The sequence below is a fragment of the Streptomyces cyaneus genome, from assembly GCF_004028635.1.
In the GTDB taxonomy this organism is placed as follows: Bacteria; Actinomycetota; Actinomycetes; order Streptomycetales; family Streptomycetaceae; genus Streptomyces; species Streptomyces cyaneus.
Window position 1 is genome coordinate 51,797 of record NZ_ML138678.1, and the last position, 17,825, is coordinate 69,621.

A 17,825-nucleotide genomic window follows, 5' to 3' on the forward strand; every position below is an offset into this window, starting at 1 on the left:
GGTGGGCACCGGAACCGTGCGGACAGAGTCGGCCGACGAGGCCGCCGGGCGCCGGCGCGAGCAGCGCGGCTGGTACTTCTACGACTGGGCGTGCTCCGTCTACTCGACGAGCGTGCTCACCGTGTTCCTGGGCCCCTATCTGACGTCGGTCGCCAGGGAGGCGGCGGACGCGGACGGGTTCGTCCACCCCTTGGGCATACCGGTGCGGGCGGGATCCTTCTTCGCGTACTCGGTGTCCCTGTCGGTGATCGTGGCCGTCCTGGTGATGCCCCTGGTGGGCGCGGCAGCGGACCGCACCGGCCGCAAGAAGCCTCTCCTCGCGACCGCCGCCTATGTGGGGGCCACGGCCACCACAGCCATGTTCTTCCTCGACGGCGACCGCTATCTGCTGGGCGGCCTCCTACTGGTCGTCGCGAACGCGGCGCAGTCGGTCGCGATGATGCTCTACAACTCCTATCTCCCGCAGATCGCGCCGCCCGAGGAACGCGACGCGGTCTCCTCCCGGGGCTGGGCCTTCGGTTACGCATCGGGCTCGCTGATGCTGATCGTGAACCTGGCCCTGTACCTGGCCCACGACTCCTTCGGCGTCTCCGAGAGCATGGCCGTCCGCATCTGTCTCGCGTCGGCGGGCCTGTGGTGGGGCGCCTTCACGCTCATCCCGCTGCTACGGCTGCACGACCGCAGGTCCGCCAAAGCCGCAGCCACAGCCAGCGGCACGAACGAGGAGACGGCCAAGAAACCGACCGCCCCAGGCTTCCGGCAACTCGCGGCGACCGTCCGCGACATGCGCCGCCACCCCCTGACCCTCGCCTTCCTGCTCGCCTACCTCATCTACAACGACGGCGTCCAGACCGTGATCTCGCAGGCCTCGGTCTACGGCTCCGAGGAACTGGGCCTCGAGCAGTCCACGCTCATCGGCGCCGTACTGCTGGTCCAGGTACTGGCGGTGGTGGGCGCGCTCGCGATGGGGCGGCTGGCCCGGATCTACGGCGCGAAGCGGACGATCCTCGGCTCGCTGGTCGCGTGGACGGTGACGCTGGCGGCCGGGTACTTCCTGCCGGCCGGAGCACCGGTGTGGTTCTTCGTGCTGGCGGCCGGCATCGGGCTGGTCCTCGGCGGCAGCCAGGCTCTGTCCCGCTCCCTTTTCTCCCATCTCGTCCCGCCGGGGAAGGAGGCCGAATACTTCTCGGCGTACGAGATGAGCGACCGCGGCATGAGCTGGCTCGGCCCGCTTCTGTTCGGGCTCACCTACCAGCTGACCGGAAGTTATCGGGACGCGATCATCTCCCTGGTGGCCTTCTTCATCATCGGATTCGCCCTGCTCGCGAGGGTTCCGGTGCGCCGCGCGATCAGCGACGCGGGCAATCCGGTCCCGACAACGATTTAGCGTTCCGAGTGAAAGGGCGGTAGTGTACGCGTTTGGCCTGCCAGGCGTACCGTTACTGCGCGTCAAAGATGCCGAAACGCTGGGTTACATCTGCTAGCAGATGTGACAAACCGGGCGCCGGTGGGTACGACATTGGTCAGCAAGGCTGCGGCTACGACGGCGACGCATCACCCGGAACGGGACACCGATCGGGAATCTTTACCGCCGACCGGACGTTGACCGGATGACGACGACAGCGACACCTGTCCTGTGGGCGACAAGCCCGGGAGGCACGATTCATGAGTGAGCGAGCTCTTCGCGGCACGCGCCTCGTGGTGACCAGCTACGAGACGGACCGCGGCATCGACCTGGCCCCGCGCCAGGCCGTGGAGTACGCATGCGAGAAGGGGCACCGGTTCGAGATGCCCTTCTCGGTCGAGGCGGAGATCCCGCCGGAGTGGGAGTGCAAGGTCTGCGGGGCCCAGGCACTCCTTGTGGACGGCGACGGCCCTGAGGAGAAGAAGGCCAAGCCCGCGCGTACGCATTGGGACATGCTGATGGAGCGGCGTACCCGTGAGGAACTCGAAGAGGTCCTCGAGGAGCGCCTTGCTGTACTGCGCTCCGGGGCGATGAACATCGCGGTTCATCCCCGGGACAGCCGCAAGTCGGCCTAACCCCTGCGAGCCCCCCACGGGGCTTGGGCGGGGATCGACCAGGCAACGCCTGTAACCGCGGGCGCCGTACGTGAAGTCGACGTACGGCGCCCGCGGTTTGGCGTGCCCAAAAATGACTTGGCCTGCCAAAAACATCTGGTGTGCCAAGAAAGAAGCCCGGCGCTCGGTGGCACCGGGCTTCTCTCCATGTCTGTCAGGCGGGTCAGCGGCGGGGTCTGTCAGCGGGTCAGCGGCGGGCGCGGGCCCTCCGGCGCGTCCCCCGGCTCGTCCCTGATGACCTCACCCTGCACGACCTTGCCGTCGGGACGGTGTATACGCACCTGCTGGTACGCATCGCCGAACGAACCCGGGGTCGCCTCACGCAGCTTCCGGTCGAATGTCCGCTCCGCATAGCTGCTCAGGGCCTTCTGGACCGGCGGGATCAGCAGGAGCAGGCCCACCGCGTCCGAGATCAGACCAGGCAGCATGATCAGCAGGCCGCCCAGCATCATCAGGCCGTTGCCACCGCCGCTCGCCGGGGTGCCGCCGCGTTGCAGCGCCTCGTTCAGGGCCTGGAAGGCGCGTCGGCCCGCCCGCTTGATGACCACCGAGCCGAGCACGAGGCCGGCGAGCAGCAGCAGGAACACCAAGAGCCCGCTCGCCGCGTCCGCGACCACGGTCAGCAGCCAGATCTCCAGCACCAGCCACGCCGCGATGCCCAGCGGCAGAAAAGTCCGCACTCGGGAGCGCCGAGGCCGGGCGGGATAGGTGGGGGTCGGTGCGCCAGTCGTCATGAGTCCAGTGTGCCTGGGCCCGGCTCAGAGCGGGATAAGGGGACGACCGAGGCCGCCTGCGCGGTCGTAGGTGACACCTGTGGCACCTGTGGCACCTGTGACCGCTGCTGGGCCGCAGGTTACGACTGGGACGGCCGCGACGGCGACGACGGCTTCGTGCGCCCCATCAGCTTGCCCACCCGCTCCCGCGCGCCCCACGACGTGACCCGCCACAGCGCCTCGACCAGGATGTCGCGACTCATCTTCGAGTCACCGAGTTCGCGCTCGACGAAGGTGATCGGCACCTCGACGACATGGAAGCCGGCCTTGACCGCACGGCGGGCGAGGTCGACCTGGAAGCAGTAGCCCTGAGAGGCGACGTCGTCCAGGCCGAGGCCCTCGAGGGTCTCGCGGCGGAAGGCGCGGTAGCCACCGGTGATGTCGCGCAGCGGGAGATCGAGGGCGAGACGGGAGTAGAGGCTGCCGCCGCGGGAGATGAACTCGCGGGACTTCGGCCAGTTCACGACCCGGCCGCCCGGTACCCAGCGGGAGCCGAGGACCAGGTCGGCACCCTTGAGGGCGGTCAGCAGGCGGGGCAGTTCCTCGGGCTGGTGGGAGCCGTCGGCGTCCATCTCGATCAGGACGCCGTATCCCTTCTCGATGCCCCAGCGGAAGCCGGCGAGGTAGGCGGCGCCGAGGCCCTCCTTGCCCTTGCGGTGCAGGACCTGGACGTGGTCGTCCTCGACGGTCAGTTCGTCGGCGAGCTTGCCGGTGCCGTCGGGGCTGTTGTCGTCGGCCACGAGCACGTGCGCCTCGGGGACCGCCTTGCGGACCCGGCCGACGATGCTCTTGATGTTCTCCGCCTCGTTGTAGGTCGGAATGATCACCAACGCCGTGCCGAGCGGCCCGAACTGCTTCCCCCGGTCCTGTGCCGCGAGGGTCCCGTCGCCGTCGTTCACTGCTGCCCCTTCATGTCCCGTACGCAGACGTCCACCATAGTGGTCGCGGCCTGCGCTGACGCGACCACACGTTCGTATGGTGGTGTCGATTCCACAAGAGCGGGGTAAGTACAGCTTTTCGTGTGACTGTGCGCCGACTCGCGCCTTCTGCTGCGGATGGGGGCCCGGCGCCCTTCGGGCCGACCTGGGACCCGCTGGCTGCGGGTCGACCGAAAGCCGTTGTCTACTGAGCGCCCGGGCCCCACCCGGGTCACACCTCCCCGACCGGCCGGAACGTTCCGTCGTCGCCGCGCGAGCGCTGAGCCTGGCTCCCAGTGGCGGTGCCCCGGTGCGGCACACCGTCCCTGACCCAGCGGCTTTGCGACGGGTTCGGGGAAGTTCCGCGGTTCCCCGGTCGGGCGTCCGGTGGTGGACTCGGCCGAACCTATCGGCCCCGGGCCTCCGCCTGTCAACAGCCGTTTGACCTGCGGTTATTCACTCAATCCCCTGGTCAGCGCGGAGGATGCGCAGGTCGCACGACGGGGTGGTGCGGACCGATCGGGTTCGCGCCACCCCGGGAGATCACTCGCCCGGCCGTACGAAGACCGTTCGTCCGCCCACCACCGTGCGCAGGCAGAGCGGGAGCGGGCGGCCCGGCGTCAGGTCGGGCAGGCCGGGGGTGCCGGAACGGGGGTCGGTGGACCAGCGCGCGACCCGGTCGTCGGGGGCCTGGACCACCAGTTCCTCGGTGCGCCACACCGCGTAGTCGGCAGGCGCGCCCGGCACCAGGACGCCCGCGTCGTCGCGCCCGATCGCCCGCCATCCGCCCCGTGTGTGCGCCGTGAACGCGGCCCGCACGGACACGCGGTGCTCCGGCGTGTGGTGGAAGGCCGCGGCGCGGACGGTACCCCAGGGGTCGAGTGGCGTGACGGGGCTGTCGGAGCCGAAGGCGAGCGGGACGCCGGCGCGCAGCAGGGCCGCGAAGGGGTTGAGGGAGCGGGCGCGTTCGGCGCCCAGGCGCTGGGCGTACATGCCGTCCTCGCCGCCCCACAGCGCGTCGAAGGCGGGCTGGACCGAGGCGGTCAGGCCGAGTTCCGCGAAGGCGGCGACGGTCTCCGGGGTGAGCATCTCCGCGTGCTCCACGCGGTGGCGGGCGGCGCGGATGCGGGCGAGGCCGAGCTTGTCGGCGGCGGCGCGTACGCCCTCCACGACGGCGGTCACGGCGGCGTCGCCGATCGCGTGGAAGCCCGCCTGGAGGCCGGCCTCGGTGCAGGCGGTGACATGGGCGGCGACGGCGGCCGCGTCCAGGTAGGCGGTGCCGGTGTGGGCGGCGTCGGCGTACGGCTGGTGCAGGCAGGCGGTGTGCGAGCCGAGGGCGCCGTCGACGAAGAGGTCGCCCGCCGCGCCGATCGCGCCCAGCTCCCGCGCCTTGTCGACTCCTTCTTCGGCCCCCTCCGCCCAGTAGCCGACGACCCGGGGGCCCGGCTCGTCGGCGGCGAGCCGCAGCAGCCCGGTGAAGTCGTCCTCGGAGGAGATGTCGGGCCCGCCGCACTCGTGGACGGTGCCGATGCCGAGGGAGGCGGCGTGGGCGAGGGCGGCGCGCTGGGCCTCGATGCGCTGAGCGGGGGTGATCGCGGCCAGCGCGGTGGCGCGTACGGCGTGATGGGCGCCGGCGACGAGCGGGGCGTCCACCGCATCGAGGTTCCCCGGCGTCATCTCCAGCAGAGCCGTGGTGACGACGGCCGAGTGGACGTCGATGCGGGAGAGGTAGAGCGGGCGGCCCCCGGTGGCCTCGTCGAGTTCGGCGCGCGTCGGGGGGCGGCCGCCGGGCCAGCGGGAGGCGTCCCAGCCGTGGCCGAGGAGGATCCGGTCCTGCGGGCGGGCGGCGGCGAAGTCCCGCACCAGAGCGAGAGCCGCCTCCAGGGAGGGCGCGCCGGACAGATCGAGGCCGGTCAGGGCGAGGCCCGTGGCGGTGGTGTGCACATGAGCGTCGGTGAACGCCGGCGTGACCAGAGCACCGTCCAGATCGACGATCTCGTCCACACCGTCGGCGAAGGCATCGGCGGCCCCCTCGGACCCGACCCAGGCAACCTGCCCACGCTCCACGACCATCGCGGTGGCGAAGGGGTCGGCGGGGCTGTGGACCTCTCCGCGACGGAGGAGGACGGTCTTCGGCGGGGCGCTGGACTCACTCATGGAGAACAGTCTCGCGCCTCACCCCGGACGGCTTTGGGCAGGGGCGCCCTCAACGCCCTCAGACTCTCGGCGGCCGCGCCTCGTACGGCGTCGACAGCACCACCGTCGTCCGGGTGGACACCCCCGCCAGTGAACGCAGCCGAGCGAGCAGTTCCTCAAGTTCGTGCGGCGTGGCCACCCGCACCTTGAGGATGTAGTTCTCGTCCCCCGCAACACTGTGGCAGGCCTCGATCTCGGGCACGCCGGCCAACCGGTCCGCGATGTCGTCCGGCGCACTGGGATCGAACGGCTTCACCGAGATGAACGCGGTCATGGGCAGCCCCACGGCCTCGGGGTCGACGACCGCGGCGTAGCCACGGATGACGCCACGCTGCTCCAGTCGGCGCACCCGCTGGTGCACGGCCGACGTGGACAGACCCGTGGCCTTGCCCAGGTCGGTGTAGCTCATCCGCCCGTCCTTGACGAGCAGCTGCACGATTTGTCGGTCCAGCTCCTCCATGACGCAGAACCTACAGTGCGGTTGATCTCCTCGGATACCTGAGCAGCCCAGGTCATGCCCGGTTTGTGATGTCGCCGAGAGGCGTCTGTGGGCCGACTGAGGGACAAACCGGCCGCGCCGGGCACCTGCGGGCGGCATGTGACGAACGCCACAGGCCTCGAACAGGCTCCGTGATGTTCTCGTGATTACCGCCGAGACCGGGCGGGAAGTGCTTGCTGTGGTCGAGGCCGCAGCGCCTTCACGGCCCAGCCCGAGGGGGAGAAATCCATGCAGAGTCTTAAGCGTCCTGGTCGTACCGCACCCAAGCGGCTCCAGCCGGTCGTCGAGCCCGCTCCGGAGGGCGTCGAACCCGACGCCTTCGACGAGGAAGAGCTCGACGCGTACGACACCTTCGAGATGTACCGGGTGATCTGCCCGGACTGCGCGCAGCCCATCGCCCTGCTGGCGGACGAGGAGGTCCTGCCGGAGCACGCGCTGTGCGCCTCGCCGTGGAACCCGTTCGGTCTCACGGTCTGTGCCGGTACGGGCCGCCTGGCCGCCGAGGCCCGTTCGGCGGACGAGTCGGCGGAACCTCAGGAGCAGGACACCGCCCTTCTGTTGACGCTCCCTCAGGGGCTGAACTGGCGGACCCAGCCGTTCTCGCACGTCGGTGGCCCGGGCTCGCGCCCCATCAGGGTCCCGGTCATGCGGCGCCACGCCGCCTGAGCGCACAGCAGCTGAGCGCAGACCAGCTGAGCGCTCACCGCCACCGTCACATCGCGCGATCCCAGTAACTGCCCTGCACCATGGCTCGCAGGCTGCCGTGGTGCAGGATCAGTGTGTCCGGGTCCGCCGGTACGGCGACTTCGCCGAAGTGGGCCTGGCGGTAGGCGATGCGCAGCATGACGACGGCATGCCTCAGCGCGGCGTAGAGCGTGTAGAAGTCCATGCCGCGCGGGGTGTGACCGGTGAGGTCGGCATAGCGGGCCTCGACCCGGTCGCGACGCAGGAAGTCCGGCAGCCCGCGCTGCCCGAAGGCGACCGTCAGGTCCTGGAAGAAGCGGTGCAGGTACACGGTCCAGCCGAGGTCGACCTCGCGCGGGGCGAGTGCCGCCATCTCCCAGTCGAGGACGGCCGCGGGTTCGAAACCGTCGTAGATGACGTTCCCGATGCGTGCGTCGCCCCAGTTGAGCACCGGCGTGCCCGGATCGCGGGGCCAGAGCTCCTCCAGGCGGTCGAACGCGTCCTCGATCAGCGGTGAACGGGCGAGTCCGTCAACCACCCATTCGTAGTACGCGCGTTGCGCCGTGACATGGCGACGCAGTGCGTCACCTTCACCTGGAAGGGCGAGGAACTGGGCCTCCCCTGCCGGTATTTGGTCGTGCAGCCGGGCCAGCAGCCCGACCGTCGCCGCTTCGAGATGCTCGCGTTCCTCGTCGCTCGCCGCGTGCAGCCAGTTGCCCTCGTAGGTGTACGGCATGACGTCCGGCGGCACGCGCCCCGCGACTCGCTCCATGACGAAGAAGGGCGCCCCCAGCGGGCCGGGGTCCTCCTCCAGCCAGAGCATCTTCGGTACGGGGAGGTCCGTGTGCTCGGCCACGACGCGCATCGTCCGGTACTGCCGCGGCATGTCGTACACCGGGAAGACGGTGTACGCGGCCGGGTCCGCCGCGAGCCGCAACGCGCAGGCCCGCACCGGTGGTTCGGGGTGCTCGATGTCGAAGAGCAGGGTCTCGCTGGACATGCCGTTCGACTCGGGGGCGGTGACGCCGACCGCCTTGGCGCCCGGCAGCCGGGTGCCGAGCCAGGCGGTGAGGCGGCGGGTGATCTCCTCCGGGTCACGGGTGGTCGTGCGAGGGCGGGGTGCCGTGGCTGCCATGTCGCAAACCCCCTACGGTGCAACCGACTTGAAGTCCGTGAAGCCGCTCGGGTGGTGCCGTCCGAACGAGCCGTGCTCGAAGATGCCGTGACCGACCCGGCCGTCCAGCCGGAAGCGCGCGGCGTGATCGGTGACTCCGTACGCGGCGAGGGGGTGGGCGGTGGGGTCGGAGAGGTCGTAGGTACGGCGGTCGGTCCAGCCGCGTCCCCGCCAGGTGCCGTGCTGCCAGTCGTCGGCGGGCGGGTAGCCGGCGCCGATCGCGAGGGGGGACGAGGTGAGGATCTCCACCTCCAGTTCCTGCGGCTTGCGTATGTCGCCGACGTGGATGAGGGCGCGTTCGGGGTGGCGGGTGCCCGGGCGGTAGGTGATCTCGGCCTGGGGCCAGCCGAGTTGGCGGTCGCGGTGGCCGGGGCGGACCATCGTCGCCTCGCTGAGGGAGCGGTATCCCTCCGCGTCCTCCTGGACGATCACCATCAGGAACCGGTCCTCGAAGCGCACCGGACACCAGATCCAGTGGAAGCCCTCGGTCGGATGCTCCTCGGCGAATCGCCCGCCCTCCTCCCCCGGTACCGGCCGCACGCCCCAACTGCGGTCGCGGGTGCCGGTCCAGCCGGCAGGAGTGACACGGAACTCCGCACCGCCCGCGCGCACGACGCCCGCCACGCCCCCCGCCTGCACGAAGCGGCGCCCTTCGAGGCTGAGCCGGTCGCCGCGTCGCTGCAGGTGGTGGGGTTCCCAGAGGGCGGGGAAGTCGGCGGTCCAGGTGATGTCGTACGACAACTCCTCGTCGTCGCAGGTCAGGCGCAGCCGTCGCAGCGGCTCCCCGACCTCGATGCGCAGCGGACCGACGGCGAGCCGCATCCGGTCCTCGCCGAGCGCGTCCGACGCCCGGACCGCGTGCAGGGTGTTTCCCACCCTCAGCGTCGCGTACGCGTCGATCACCCCGAGGTTCGGGTACACCCCGAGGCCGAGGATCAGCAGGGCACGCCCCTCATGGTCGAGGACGTGGAAGATGCAGCGGTCGTATGCGTTGCGGTCGCTGGTCGCGACGTACTTCATGGACAGGGGCACCTGGTGCACCGGGTACTCGTCGAGCGGTACCGGGCGGTCGTCGTCGGCCACGGCAAACCTCCCTGGAGGCGGGTGGCCTGACGGTACGTCAGACGGCGTGACCTGACCAGAGAGGGAGCCGGACGTCCGTGAACTCACGCCCGATTCCGGCTGGCGGTGACTTGTCCCCCCACCTCCGCGTTGCCCTGGTATGCCCCCCACCTATTCGGCGACCGGGCCTCAGCGCCGCATCTTCGTTCCGCGGCCCGCGGGAACGCTTCCGCCGGCGCCTCCGCAGCAGCCGGATCCGCCCATCTACCGCGAGCTGATGCGCACCTGGGCCGACCGCGGCCGCACCCTGCCCGGGCGCCACGACCCGGAGTGGATCCGGCTCGCGGCGCCGCAGGTCAAGCACGGTCAGTTCAGCGTCCCTCGGGACCTGCTAGGTGACGGGCGATGACCATCCGCTGAATCTGGTTCGTGCCCTCGACGATCTGCAGGACCTTGGCCTCGCGCATGAAGCGCTCGGCCGGGAAGTCCGCGGTGTAGCCGTACCCGCCGAGGATCTGCACGGCGTCGGTGGTGACCCGCATCGCCGTGTCGGTGCAGTGCAGCTTGGCCATGGCCGCCTGCTTGGCGAACGGCCGCCCCGCGTCGCGCAGCCGTGCCGCCGCCAGATACAGCGCGCGGCCCGCCTCGATCTGGGTCGCCATGTCGGCGAGCATGAACCGCAGGCCCTGGAAGTCGGCGATGGGCTTGCCGAACTGCCGTCGCTCGGTCGCGTACGTCACCGCCTCGTCCAGCGCGGCCTGCGCCACGCCGATCGCACAGGCCGCGATGCCGAGCCGCCCGGAGTCGAGCGCGGACAGGGCGATCGCGAAGCCCTGGCCCTCGTCGCCGATGCGCCGCTCGTCGCGGATCCGGACGCCGTCGAAATGGACCTGGGCCGTGGGCGAGCCCTTCATGCCCATCTTCTTCTCGGGAGCGGCCGCACTCAGCCCCGCCGCGTCACCGGGCACCAGGAACGCGGTGATCCCGCGCGGCCCCTCCTCGCCGGTGCGCGCCATGACGGTGTAGAAGTCGGCGATGCCGCCATGGGTGATCCAGGCCTTGGTGCCGGTGATCACCCAGTCGTCGCCGTCCCGTACGGCCCTGGTGCGCAGCGACGCCGCGTCCGATCCCGACGACGGCTCGGAGAGGCAGTACGCCCCGAGCAGCCCGCCGCCGAGCATCGCGGGCAGGTGCTCGACCTGCTGCTGCTTGGTGCCGTAGGCGGCGAGGGCGTAGGAGGACAGGGTGTGCACGCTGACGCCGAGGCCGACGGTGAGGCGGACCGCGGCGAGCTCCTCGAGGACCTGGAGGTAGACCTCGTACGGCTGGTCGCCGCCGCCGTACTCGGAGTCGTACGGCAGACCGAGCAGCCCGGATTCGGAGAGCAGGGTGAAGACCTCGCGCGGGAAGCGTCCGGCGTCCTCCTCCTCGGCCGCCTTCGGGGCGATCTCGCGCTGCGCGATGTCGCGGACGAGCGAGATCAGATCCCGGGCCTCGTCCGTGGGCAGTTGACGGTCCACCGGCTGCGGGGCGCGGTCGGGCATGGCGACGCTCTCCTCCCGTTCGGGAAAGTCGACGGTCACGCGCCTTGGGTGGGGCGGCTCCGCCTGGTGTCTCGGGTACCGGCCGATGCTCCACTCCCGGATCGCGGAAGCTGCTGACCAGCGGCTCTGCGGTGAGTATGCCCGATCGGGAACATCGAGTCACCAGTTAACGACCGCTTACTCCAAGAAACTTTCCGACTCCGTCCCGACTCTCCGAATTGGTCCGAACCATTGACCAAATGGTCTAGTCCTCCTACCGTTTCGGTCCAACGCTTCCCGCGTTCATGCCAATCAGCGTGCGATGCGTGCGATCCCCTCTGTCCCCTGCGAGGAGACACCCGATGCACACCCCGCTCCCTTCCCGTGCTCGCGGCCGCGTGCTGCTGGCCGCCGTATGCTCCGCCGCCCTCGGCGCCACCCTGCTCGCCGGCGCCGGCCAGGCGACCGCCGACCAGAACGGCCCCGACCAGGACGGCGACCGCAAGGCGGCCGGCTCGAAGGTGGTCGGCTACTTCACCGACTGGGGCATCTACGACCGTCAGTACTTCGTCAAGAACATCGAGACGTCCGGCTCGGCGAAGAAGCTCACCCACATCAACTACGCCTTCGGCAATGTCGTCGACGGCAAGTGCGCGCTCGGCGACTCCTGGGCGGACACCGACAAGCCGTTCACCGCCGAGGAGTCCGTGGACGGCGTCGCGGACACCGCGGGCCAGCCGCTGAGCGGCAACTTCAACCAGCTGCGCAAGCTGAAGAAGCTCCACCCGAACCTCAAGGTCGTCTGGTCGTTCGGCGGCTGGAGCTGGTCCGGCGGCTTCGGCGAGGCGGCCAAGGACCCGGCGGCCTTCGCCCGGTCCTGCTACGACCTGGTCGAGAACTCCAAGTGGGCGGACGTCTTCGACGGCATCGACATCGACTGGGAGTACCCGAACGCCTGCGGCCTGACCTGCGACACCAGCGGCCGGGAGGCATTCCCTGAGCTGATGAAGGCGCTGCGCGCCAAGTTCGGCAAGCGGAACCTGGTCACCGCGGCGATCACGGCCGACGCGAGCGAGGGCGGCCGGATCGACGCGGCGAACTACGCGGGCGCGGCCCGGTACGTCGACTGGTACAACCCGATGACGTACGACTACTTCGGCGCCTGGGCCACCACCGGCCCCACGGCACCGCACTCGGCGCTGAACTCCTACCCGGGCATCCCCCAGGAGGGCTACAACACGGCCGCCACCATCGCCAAGCTCAAGGGCCTGGGCATCCCGTCCGCGAAGCTGCTGCTGGGCATCGGCTTCTACGGCCGCGGCTGGACCGGCGTCACCCAGTCGGCGCCCGGCGGCACCGCCACCGGCCCGGCGAAGGGCACCTACGAGGACGGCTTCGAGGACTACAAGGTGCTCAAGCAGACCTGCCCGGCGACCGGCACGGTGGGCGGCACCGCGTACGCCAAGTGCGGGGACGACTGGTGGAGTTACGACACCCCGGCGACCATCGCGACCAAGATGAAGTACAAGGACCGGCAGGGGCTTGGCGGGACCTTCTTCTGGGAGCTGAGCGGGGACACCGCGAACGGTGAGCTGATCAAGTCCATCAAGTAGCCGGGCCCACGGGGGACTTGGGGCGGAGGACCACGAGCCTCCGCCCCTTGCCGCGTCAGACCTCCCGGCGCGCGGGCTCCGGGGCCGGGTAGGAGGGGTCCATCTCCTCGATGGCGCGCATGGCGCCGCCCAGCGTCTTCACCAGCAGCTCACGCATGGTGTCGCGGTTCAGTTCGGGGCTGTCTATCCATTCGAGGGTGGCGCCCTCGACGCTGCACACCCAGGCGAGCAGACCCATGCGGGCGAGCGGGGCGATGTCGGTGCGGCCGTACGCCCCCTCGGCGAGGGTCGACACGATCGCCTCGCGCACCCCGTCCCGGATGGCGTGCACCTCGGTGTCGAAGCCGACGCCGCCGCTGACGATGGTGCGGTAGGCGGCCTGGTTGTGCTCGGCGTAGCGGAGATAGCTGTCGATGGTGCGGTGGACCCGGTCCACCGGCTGGAGTTCGAGCCCGCTCGCGGCGAAGGTGACCAGATCGGCGACGGAGTCCTGGATGATGGCCAGGTAGTACCCGCGCTTGGACTGGAAGTAGTAGTAGATGAGCCCCTTGGCGACATGGGCCTGCCGGGCGATGTCGTCCATGGAGAGCGCGTCGTACGACGTGTCGGCGAACAACTTCCGCCCGATGGTGATGAGTTCGGCACGGCGCGCCACCGAACGCTCGGTGCCGCGGGCCCGGGGACGGGCCGCGTCGCGCTGTTGACTAATATTCAATTTAGACCCTGGATTTCCAACGGGCTGCGGGACATCGGCAGTATGGCAGACGTACACCGGCTGGCCGTTCGAGTCTGATCGACTCTGATGGGAACGCTCGACTGCACGGTCGGCATATGTCCGATCAAAGCGCCCGGTGTGGGTCAGGTCACAGCAGGCCGAGCTGGGTGACGAGCATCGCGACGACCACGACGAGGGTCCAGCCCATGATGTGCTCGACGAGCTTCGGGCCGTCTCCCTTGGGGCCGCCGGTGCGGACGCGGGCGGCGGTGGCTGAGTGCGCGGTCATATGCCCACCTTGCCACCGGGAACGGCTTTTGCGGCAGAGACGTTGCTCACAGCGCAAAGGCCCCAGCGGCTCAGCGCACGCCCACCGCCGCGAGCGCGGCACGCTGGCGCGGGGTCGGAGACGCCGGGAAGTAGAGGTAACAGACGCCGCCCGAGCCGGAGACCTCCTTGCCGCCGGCGTCATACCGCTTGGTCCTGAGCCAGACGTTCTCCCATTCGCGCCGCTTGTAGACGCGCCGCACCGCCTCGTTGCTCGGTGAGTGCGGGTCGTTGGCGATCACGTCGCCGTCGGCGGTGAAGCCGATGACGGTCATCAGATGCCCGGCGGTGCCGTACCCCGCCCCGGTCAGCTCCCCCTCCAGGAAGGACTGGGACGTCATGGCCGGGATGCCGGCCGCGATCAGCGTCGCCAGATCGGTGAGTGAGCCGAGCCGGGTGACCACGCCCTGGAGGCCCTCGAAGGTGGCCGCGTAGGCGGCGTTGAACGGCCAGTTCCCGCAGCCGTCGTACTGGTAGTCGAAGGTGAACCGGGCCGCATGGCAGACCTGCGGGTCGGCGTACGCCGGGTCGACCCAGGCCAGCTGCTCCTGGGTGAGCCGGCCGCCCCAGTACTCGACGATCATCTGCGAGGAGGTGGGGCTGCACCAGGCCTCGCCGCCGTTGTCGTACTCCGGGTACTGACCGACATGGGTCTCCTGCGAGTAGCGCGGGACGGTCAGCTCGTGGGCGAGACCGGGGGCGGAGGCCGGGACGGTGAAGCGGTCGGGAACGTCGGAGCCCATCGCGCCGACCCGCCAGACGGTGGGGGTGAGCTTGGTCCCGGGCTTGCGATAGAGGGTCAGCCGCAGCCGGTACGAAGCCAGGCGCAGGCCTGTCGCCGGGTCGTCGATGGCGAACGTGTCCGTCCAGACGCTGCTCCTGCCGTCGCTCTGGTCGTCGACCGAGGTCCGCCGGATGTCCTGGTCACCGGCGGCCCAGCGGCCCAGCACGTACCAGGGGGTGACGGTGCCGTCGGAGTACGTCCCCCGGAGTTCGATCTGGAGCCAGGTGCCCGTGGGGGTGTGCGCGTTCCAGGAGGCGATCGCCTCGGTCGAGGGGACGGTGAGCCGGTGGACCGGGGAGGTCCAGGTCGCGTACTCCCAGCGGGCGCTCTTGCCGGTGTGCGGGTCCGTGTAGTCGGTGGTGCCGGCGGGCGTGGCGATCACGATGCCGGGGCGGGCACCCGCGACGGCACGTGTGCCCTCGGCGGCACCGCTGCGCCAGTCGGTGTACGTGGTCCAGGCGCGGTTGTCGACGGCGCGGGCCGGGGCCTGCTCGGGGTCCGCGCCATCGGCGGTGGTGTCGGCGGCGACCGCAGGGCCGGCACTGCCGCCGCCGACGACGGCTGCGGCGACCGCGGCGACCAGGACGGTTCTGCGGGACGGCTGTTCGGCGCTGCTCATGGGCGGAAGACCCCCAGGTGTCCGAGTCGGGCGGGTCCAGGGCACGGCTGTCCGCCAACTATGGCCGCAGGCGGCGGCGTCTTCCAGCACTGCGGTCCCTGGCGCGTCTACGAATATTGGTGTCGACCACTGGCAGGGCTACTGCCGACGGTTCCGCCGCGCCCCGAAGGGGCGCGGGGAACTGCGCGACCAGCCACGACGGGCCTGCAGACGCTCGACCGCCTGGAGGCCCTACCGGTGATGCGTCGTCAGACGAGGTCCATGGCGGCGACCTCATCCGGGCGGCCGTAACTGACCGGGCCGTGGAAGCGGCGGCGGGCGGCGGCGAACCACCACACCGTGGCCACGGCCAGGACCACGCCCAGCGCGATCGGCGCGTAGTTGAACGAGTGGGCGGTGATCGGCGAGGCCTGCGGCAGCATGAACAGGACACTGCTGAGCAGGATCCAGGTCACCGCGACGACCCCGACCGGCCGTCCCCAGCGGCCCAGGTGCCAGGGCCCTGGCTGGAACTCGTCGCCCAGTCGCAGCCGGAGCAGGATCGGGACGGCGTACGCGAGGAAGAGTCCGACGACGTTGACGCTGACGATGGCGGTGAACGCCGTGTGCGACCACCAGCCGGGCAGCACCAGCGCCAGCGAGCAGGCCACCGCCAGCCACACCGCCTTGACGGGCGTGCGCGTGCGCGGCGAGACCGAGTGCCACCAGCGGGAGCCGGGCATCGCGCCGTCCCGGGAGAAGGCGAAGATCTGCCGGGTGTTGCTGGTGAGGTTGGCGAGCCCGCAGAAGAGCATGGCGCCGATGACGATCAGCAGCACCACCTTGGCGGTCCCCAGTCCCAGCCCGTCGATCAGGATCTGTACGGGAGGCGCGTCGGCGCTCGCCACACGGTCGTAGTCCCGAATGCTGTAGACCAATGCGAGCATCAGCAGCAGTCCCGCGATCGCCGAGTATCCGATCGCCCGCGTGATCCCCTTCGGCGCGTTGACCGTCGCCCGGACCGTTTCCTCGGACATGTGGAAGCTGCCGTCGAAGCCGGTGAAGGTCCAGCTGGTGACCAGCAGACCGAGCATCCCGCCGTAAAGCCCGTTCGTGAAACCGGTGTTGTTCGCGAAATGCGTGACGAACGACGCCGACTGATGATGTTCGGGCATGACGATCAGGGCGGTCACGATAACCACGAGTCCGCTCAGCAGCCACCACACGGAGATCCGGTTCAGTACGGCCACCAGGTGCACGGTGTAGGTGTTGGCGAGCCCTTGGAGCACGATGATCAGCGCCGTGATCAGCACCGTCCGGTGCAGCGTCGGTTCGTACGAGGGCCACTGCAGGGCGATGAAGGCCTGGAGGAAGGTGGCAGCGGCGTACCCGGTGGCCGCTGTGCCACCGACCTGGCCCACGAAGTTCAGCCAGCCCGTGTACCAGGACCAGGCCCCCTTGTGCCGCTTGGCGAGCTTTCCGGCGGAGAAATAGAGCGCGCCGCTCGTCGGATAGGCCGAGGCGACTTCTGCCATCGCTGCTCCCACGAAGAGCACCATGACAGAGACGCCGATCCAGCCGAAGACGAGAATGCTCGGGCCGCCCGCGTTCAAACCGAACCCGAAGCCCGAGAAGATTCCGGAGATGATGTTGATGATGGTGAATGAGATGGCGAAATTGTCGAATGCCTGAAAGCGTCGCGTGAGTTTTCTCGGATAACCCATCGCATGCAGGGTCGCATCGTCGTCGAGCGCGATCGGAACCGCGCCCCCGCGCGCTTTGGCACGCGGAGCCGATATCCCTTCTGACACGGGTTGGACCTTTCTCTTGGTGGGGGGTTGCGGTCCGTCAGACGCTCGGCACGGGCAGCCCGCAGGCGCGGCGCGCCCGGGAGAGCTGTCCGGCCGGGTCGCCGAAGGCGGACCAGGGCATCCGGGAGGCGTACGGCCCCATCGCCGCGAAGACGGCGCGTGCCTCCTCCTCGCACCGGGCCATGACCAACGCGTGTGCGAGGTAGGCCAGGTCGAGGACCGGAGTGAAGCGGTATTCGGCCACCGCCGGAAGCCAGTTCTGGTGGATCGCCAGCGCGGTCGAGCGCCACTGCGGCTGCTCCCAGACGCGGTCGGCGAGCAGCTGGGTCGGGTCGTAGCTCGCCACCAGGGCGACCAGCGGGAGCAGCCGCAGCGGCGAGTCGGCGGGCGCGCGCTGGCCGAGGAAGGCGGCGACGTCCCAGGCGGCGGTCACGGAGCCGCCGTGCCGGGTGAAGAAGCAGGCCAGAAAGCGGTGGTGGGCCTCACGGTGCCAGGGGTCGAGCGAGAGGACGTGGGCGAACAGGCGCCACGGTCCGGGCGGCGCCGTGAGCAGCCCGTGCGGCGCCTGGTCGCGCAGTCGGTGCAGCCGGGCCATGGCCAGCTTGGCCACCCAGGGTGTGGGGTCGGCGGGGTCCGCCGTCGCGGCCCGGTCACAGGCGGCCAGCGCTATCCGTTCCAGCGCCTCGGCCCGGGAGTCCCGCGCGTCGGCCGCGCGCAGCGCCCGCAGCACGGCCACCCGCGCCCACAGCAGCGCCGCCTCGGGGCCGGGCTCCTCGGCAAGCCAGCGCTCGACGAGGTCGGAGTCGGCGGCCTCGGAGGCGAGCACGAGAGAGCGGTGGGCGCGCAGACCGAAGTCGCCATGGGTTTCGGCCAGCGCGTCGCGGGCGCTCAGATAACGGCCGGCGCGTACATCGACGCATACGCTCGCGAGCAAGCGGTCGTCGGCCGCCGGATGCCACACATACTGCCCTTCGAATAACCCCGCGGCCATGTGTCCCAGCCCATCCCCCGTTACGGCACCTCACAGTTGCGCACCTGGCACCTTACTCAGCATGGGTCTCAACCGGAAC

Annotated in this window: 16 protein-coding genes; 4 read left to right on the plus strand and 12 right to left on the minus strand. The window is 70.3% G+C overall.

Annotated elements, in window-relative coordinates:
* Position 1 precedes the first annotated feature (1 nt).
* Together EHO50_RS00215 and EHO50_RS00220 are read left to right on the plus strand one after the other, a co-directional pair.
* Positions 2–1,387, plus strand: coding sequence for an MFS transporter (locus tag EHO50_RS00215; RefSeq protein ID WP_128427614.1), 1,386 nt, complete (start codon positions 2–4; stop codon positions 1,385–1,387).
* Positions 1,388–1,665: 278 nt separating this feature from the next.
* On the plus strand, positions 1,666–2,040 hold the full coding sequence (locus EHO50_RS00220; RefSeq protein ID WP_003977404.1) for an RNA polymerase-binding protein RbpA: 375 nt from the start codon (positions 1,666–1,668) through the stop codon (positions 2,038–2,040).
* Between the two features lie 218 nt (positions 2,041–2,258).
* Here the strand turns inward: EHO50_RS00220 and fxsA are convergent, their stop codons facing one another.
* The 4 genes from fxsA to EHO50_RS00240 form a co-directional block, all read right to left on the minus strand.
* Positions 2,259–2,813 carry an FxsA family membrane protein gene (gene fxsA, locus EHO50_RS00225; RefSeq protein WP_128427616.1) on the minus strand — a complete coding sequence of 185 codons (555 nt, stop codon included), beginning with the start codon at positions 2,811–2,813 and terminating at the stop codon, positions 2,259–2,261.
* A 119-nt stretch (positions 2,814–2,932) separates the two neighbouring features.
* Complete coding sequence (locus EHO50_RS00230) at positions 2,933–3,751, minus strand: polyprenol monophosphomannose synthase (protein ID WP_128427618.1); 819 nt, start codon at positions 3,749–3,751, stop codon at positions 2,933–2,935.
* 561 nt (positions 3,752–4,312) lie between these two features.
* On the minus strand, positions 4,313–5,926 hold the full coding sequence (locus EHO50_RS00235; RefSeq protein ID WP_128427621.1) for an amidohydrolase: 1,614 nt from the start codon (positions 5,924–5,926) through the stop codon (positions 4,313–4,315).
* Between the two features lie 58 nt (positions 5,927–5,984).
* Positions 5,985–6,425: an Lrp/AsnC family transcriptional regulator gene (locus EHO50_RS00240; RefSeq protein WP_016434164.1), complete on the minus strand. Its 441-nt coding sequence runs from the start codon at positions 6,423–6,425 to the stop codon at positions 5,985–5,987.
* Between the two features lie 267 nt (positions 6,426–6,692).
* Between EHO50_RS00240 and EHO50_RS00245 the strand changes: the two genes are divergently transcribed.
* Entirely contained in the window at positions 6,693–7,130 is a 438-nt protein-coding gene (locus EHO50_RS00245; RefSeq protein ID WP_128427623.1) for a hypothetical protein, read from the plus strand.
* Positions 7,131–7,176: 46 nt separating this feature from the next.
* Here the strand turns inward: EHO50_RS00245 and EHO50_RS00250 are convergent, their stop codons facing one another.
* The 3 genes from EHO50_RS00250 to EHO50_RS00265 all read right to left on the minus strand — a co-directional run bounded on the left by EHO50_RS00250 (position 7,177) and on the right by EHO50_RS00265 (position 10,928).
* A complete protein-coding gene (locus EHO50_RS00250; protein ID WP_128427626.1) occupies positions 7,177–8,283 on the minus strand; it encodes a phosphotransferase family protein in 1,107 nt (368 codons plus the stop codon).
* A 12-nt stretch (positions 8,284–8,295) separates the two neighbouring features.
* Positions 8,296–9,405 carry an Rv3169 family protein gene (locus tag EHO50_RS00255; RefSeq protein ID WP_484422061.1) on the minus strand — a complete coding sequence of 370 codons (1,110 nt, stop codon included), beginning with the start codon at positions 9,403–9,405 and terminating at the stop codon, positions 8,296–8,298.
* Between the two features lie 350 nt (positions 9,406–9,755).
* Positions 9,756–10,928, minus strand: coding sequence for an acyl-CoA dehydrogenase family protein (locus EHO50_RS00265; RefSeq protein ID WP_128428901.1), 1,173 nt, complete (start codon positions 10,926–10,928; stop codon positions 9,756–9,758).
* A 341-nt stretch (positions 10,929–11,269) separates the two neighbouring features.
* On the opposite strand from EHO50_RS00265, the gene EHO50_RS00270 reads away from it, so the two are divergent.
* The gene (locus EHO50_RS00270) at positions 11,270–12,520 is read left to right on the plus strand and encodes a glycoside hydrolase family 18 protein (protein ID WP_128427631.1); all 1,251 of its coding nucleotides are present in this window, start codon (positions 11,270–11,272) and stop codon (positions 12,518–12,520) included.
* Between the two features lie 55 nt (positions 12,521–12,575).
* On the opposite strand, the gene EHO50_RS00275 is transcribed toward EHO50_RS00270, so the two are convergent.
* From EHO50_RS00275 to EHO50_RS00295, 5 genes are all read right to left on the minus strand, one after another.
* On the minus strand, positions 12,576–13,235 hold the full coding sequence (locus tag EHO50_RS00275; protein WP_128427634.1) for a TetR/AcrR family transcriptional regulator: 660 nt from the start codon (positions 13,233–13,235) through the stop codon (positions 12,576–12,578).
* A gap of 148 nt (positions 13,236–13,383) precedes the next feature.
* The gene (locus EHO50_RS00280; protein WP_128427637.1) at positions 13,384–13,524 is read right to left on the minus strand and encodes an SCO1431 family membrane protein; all 141 of its coding nucleotides are present in this window, start codon (positions 13,522–13,524) and stop codon (positions 13,384–13,386) included.
* A gap of 70 nt (positions 13,525–13,594) precedes the next feature.
* Entirely contained in the window at positions 13,595–14,965 is a 1,371-nt protein-coding gene (locus tag EHO50_RS00285; RefSeq protein WP_128427640.1) for a peptidase C39 family protein, read from the minus strand.
* A 248-nt stretch (positions 14,966–15,213) separates the two neighbouring features.
* Positions 15,214–16,755: an amino acid permease gene (locus tag EHO50_RS00290; protein WP_128427642.1), complete on the minus strand. Its 1,542-nt coding sequence runs from the start codon at positions 16,753–16,755 to the stop codon at positions 15,214–15,216.
* Between the two features lie 37 nt (positions 16,756–16,792).
* Positions 16,793–17,746 carry a hypothetical protein gene (locus EHO50_RS00295; protein WP_181449531.1) on the minus strand — a complete coding sequence of 318 codons (954 nt, stop codon included), beginning with the start codon at positions 17,744–17,746 and terminating at the stop codon, positions 16,793–16,795.
* Positions 17,747–17,825: the final 79 nt, after the last annotated feature.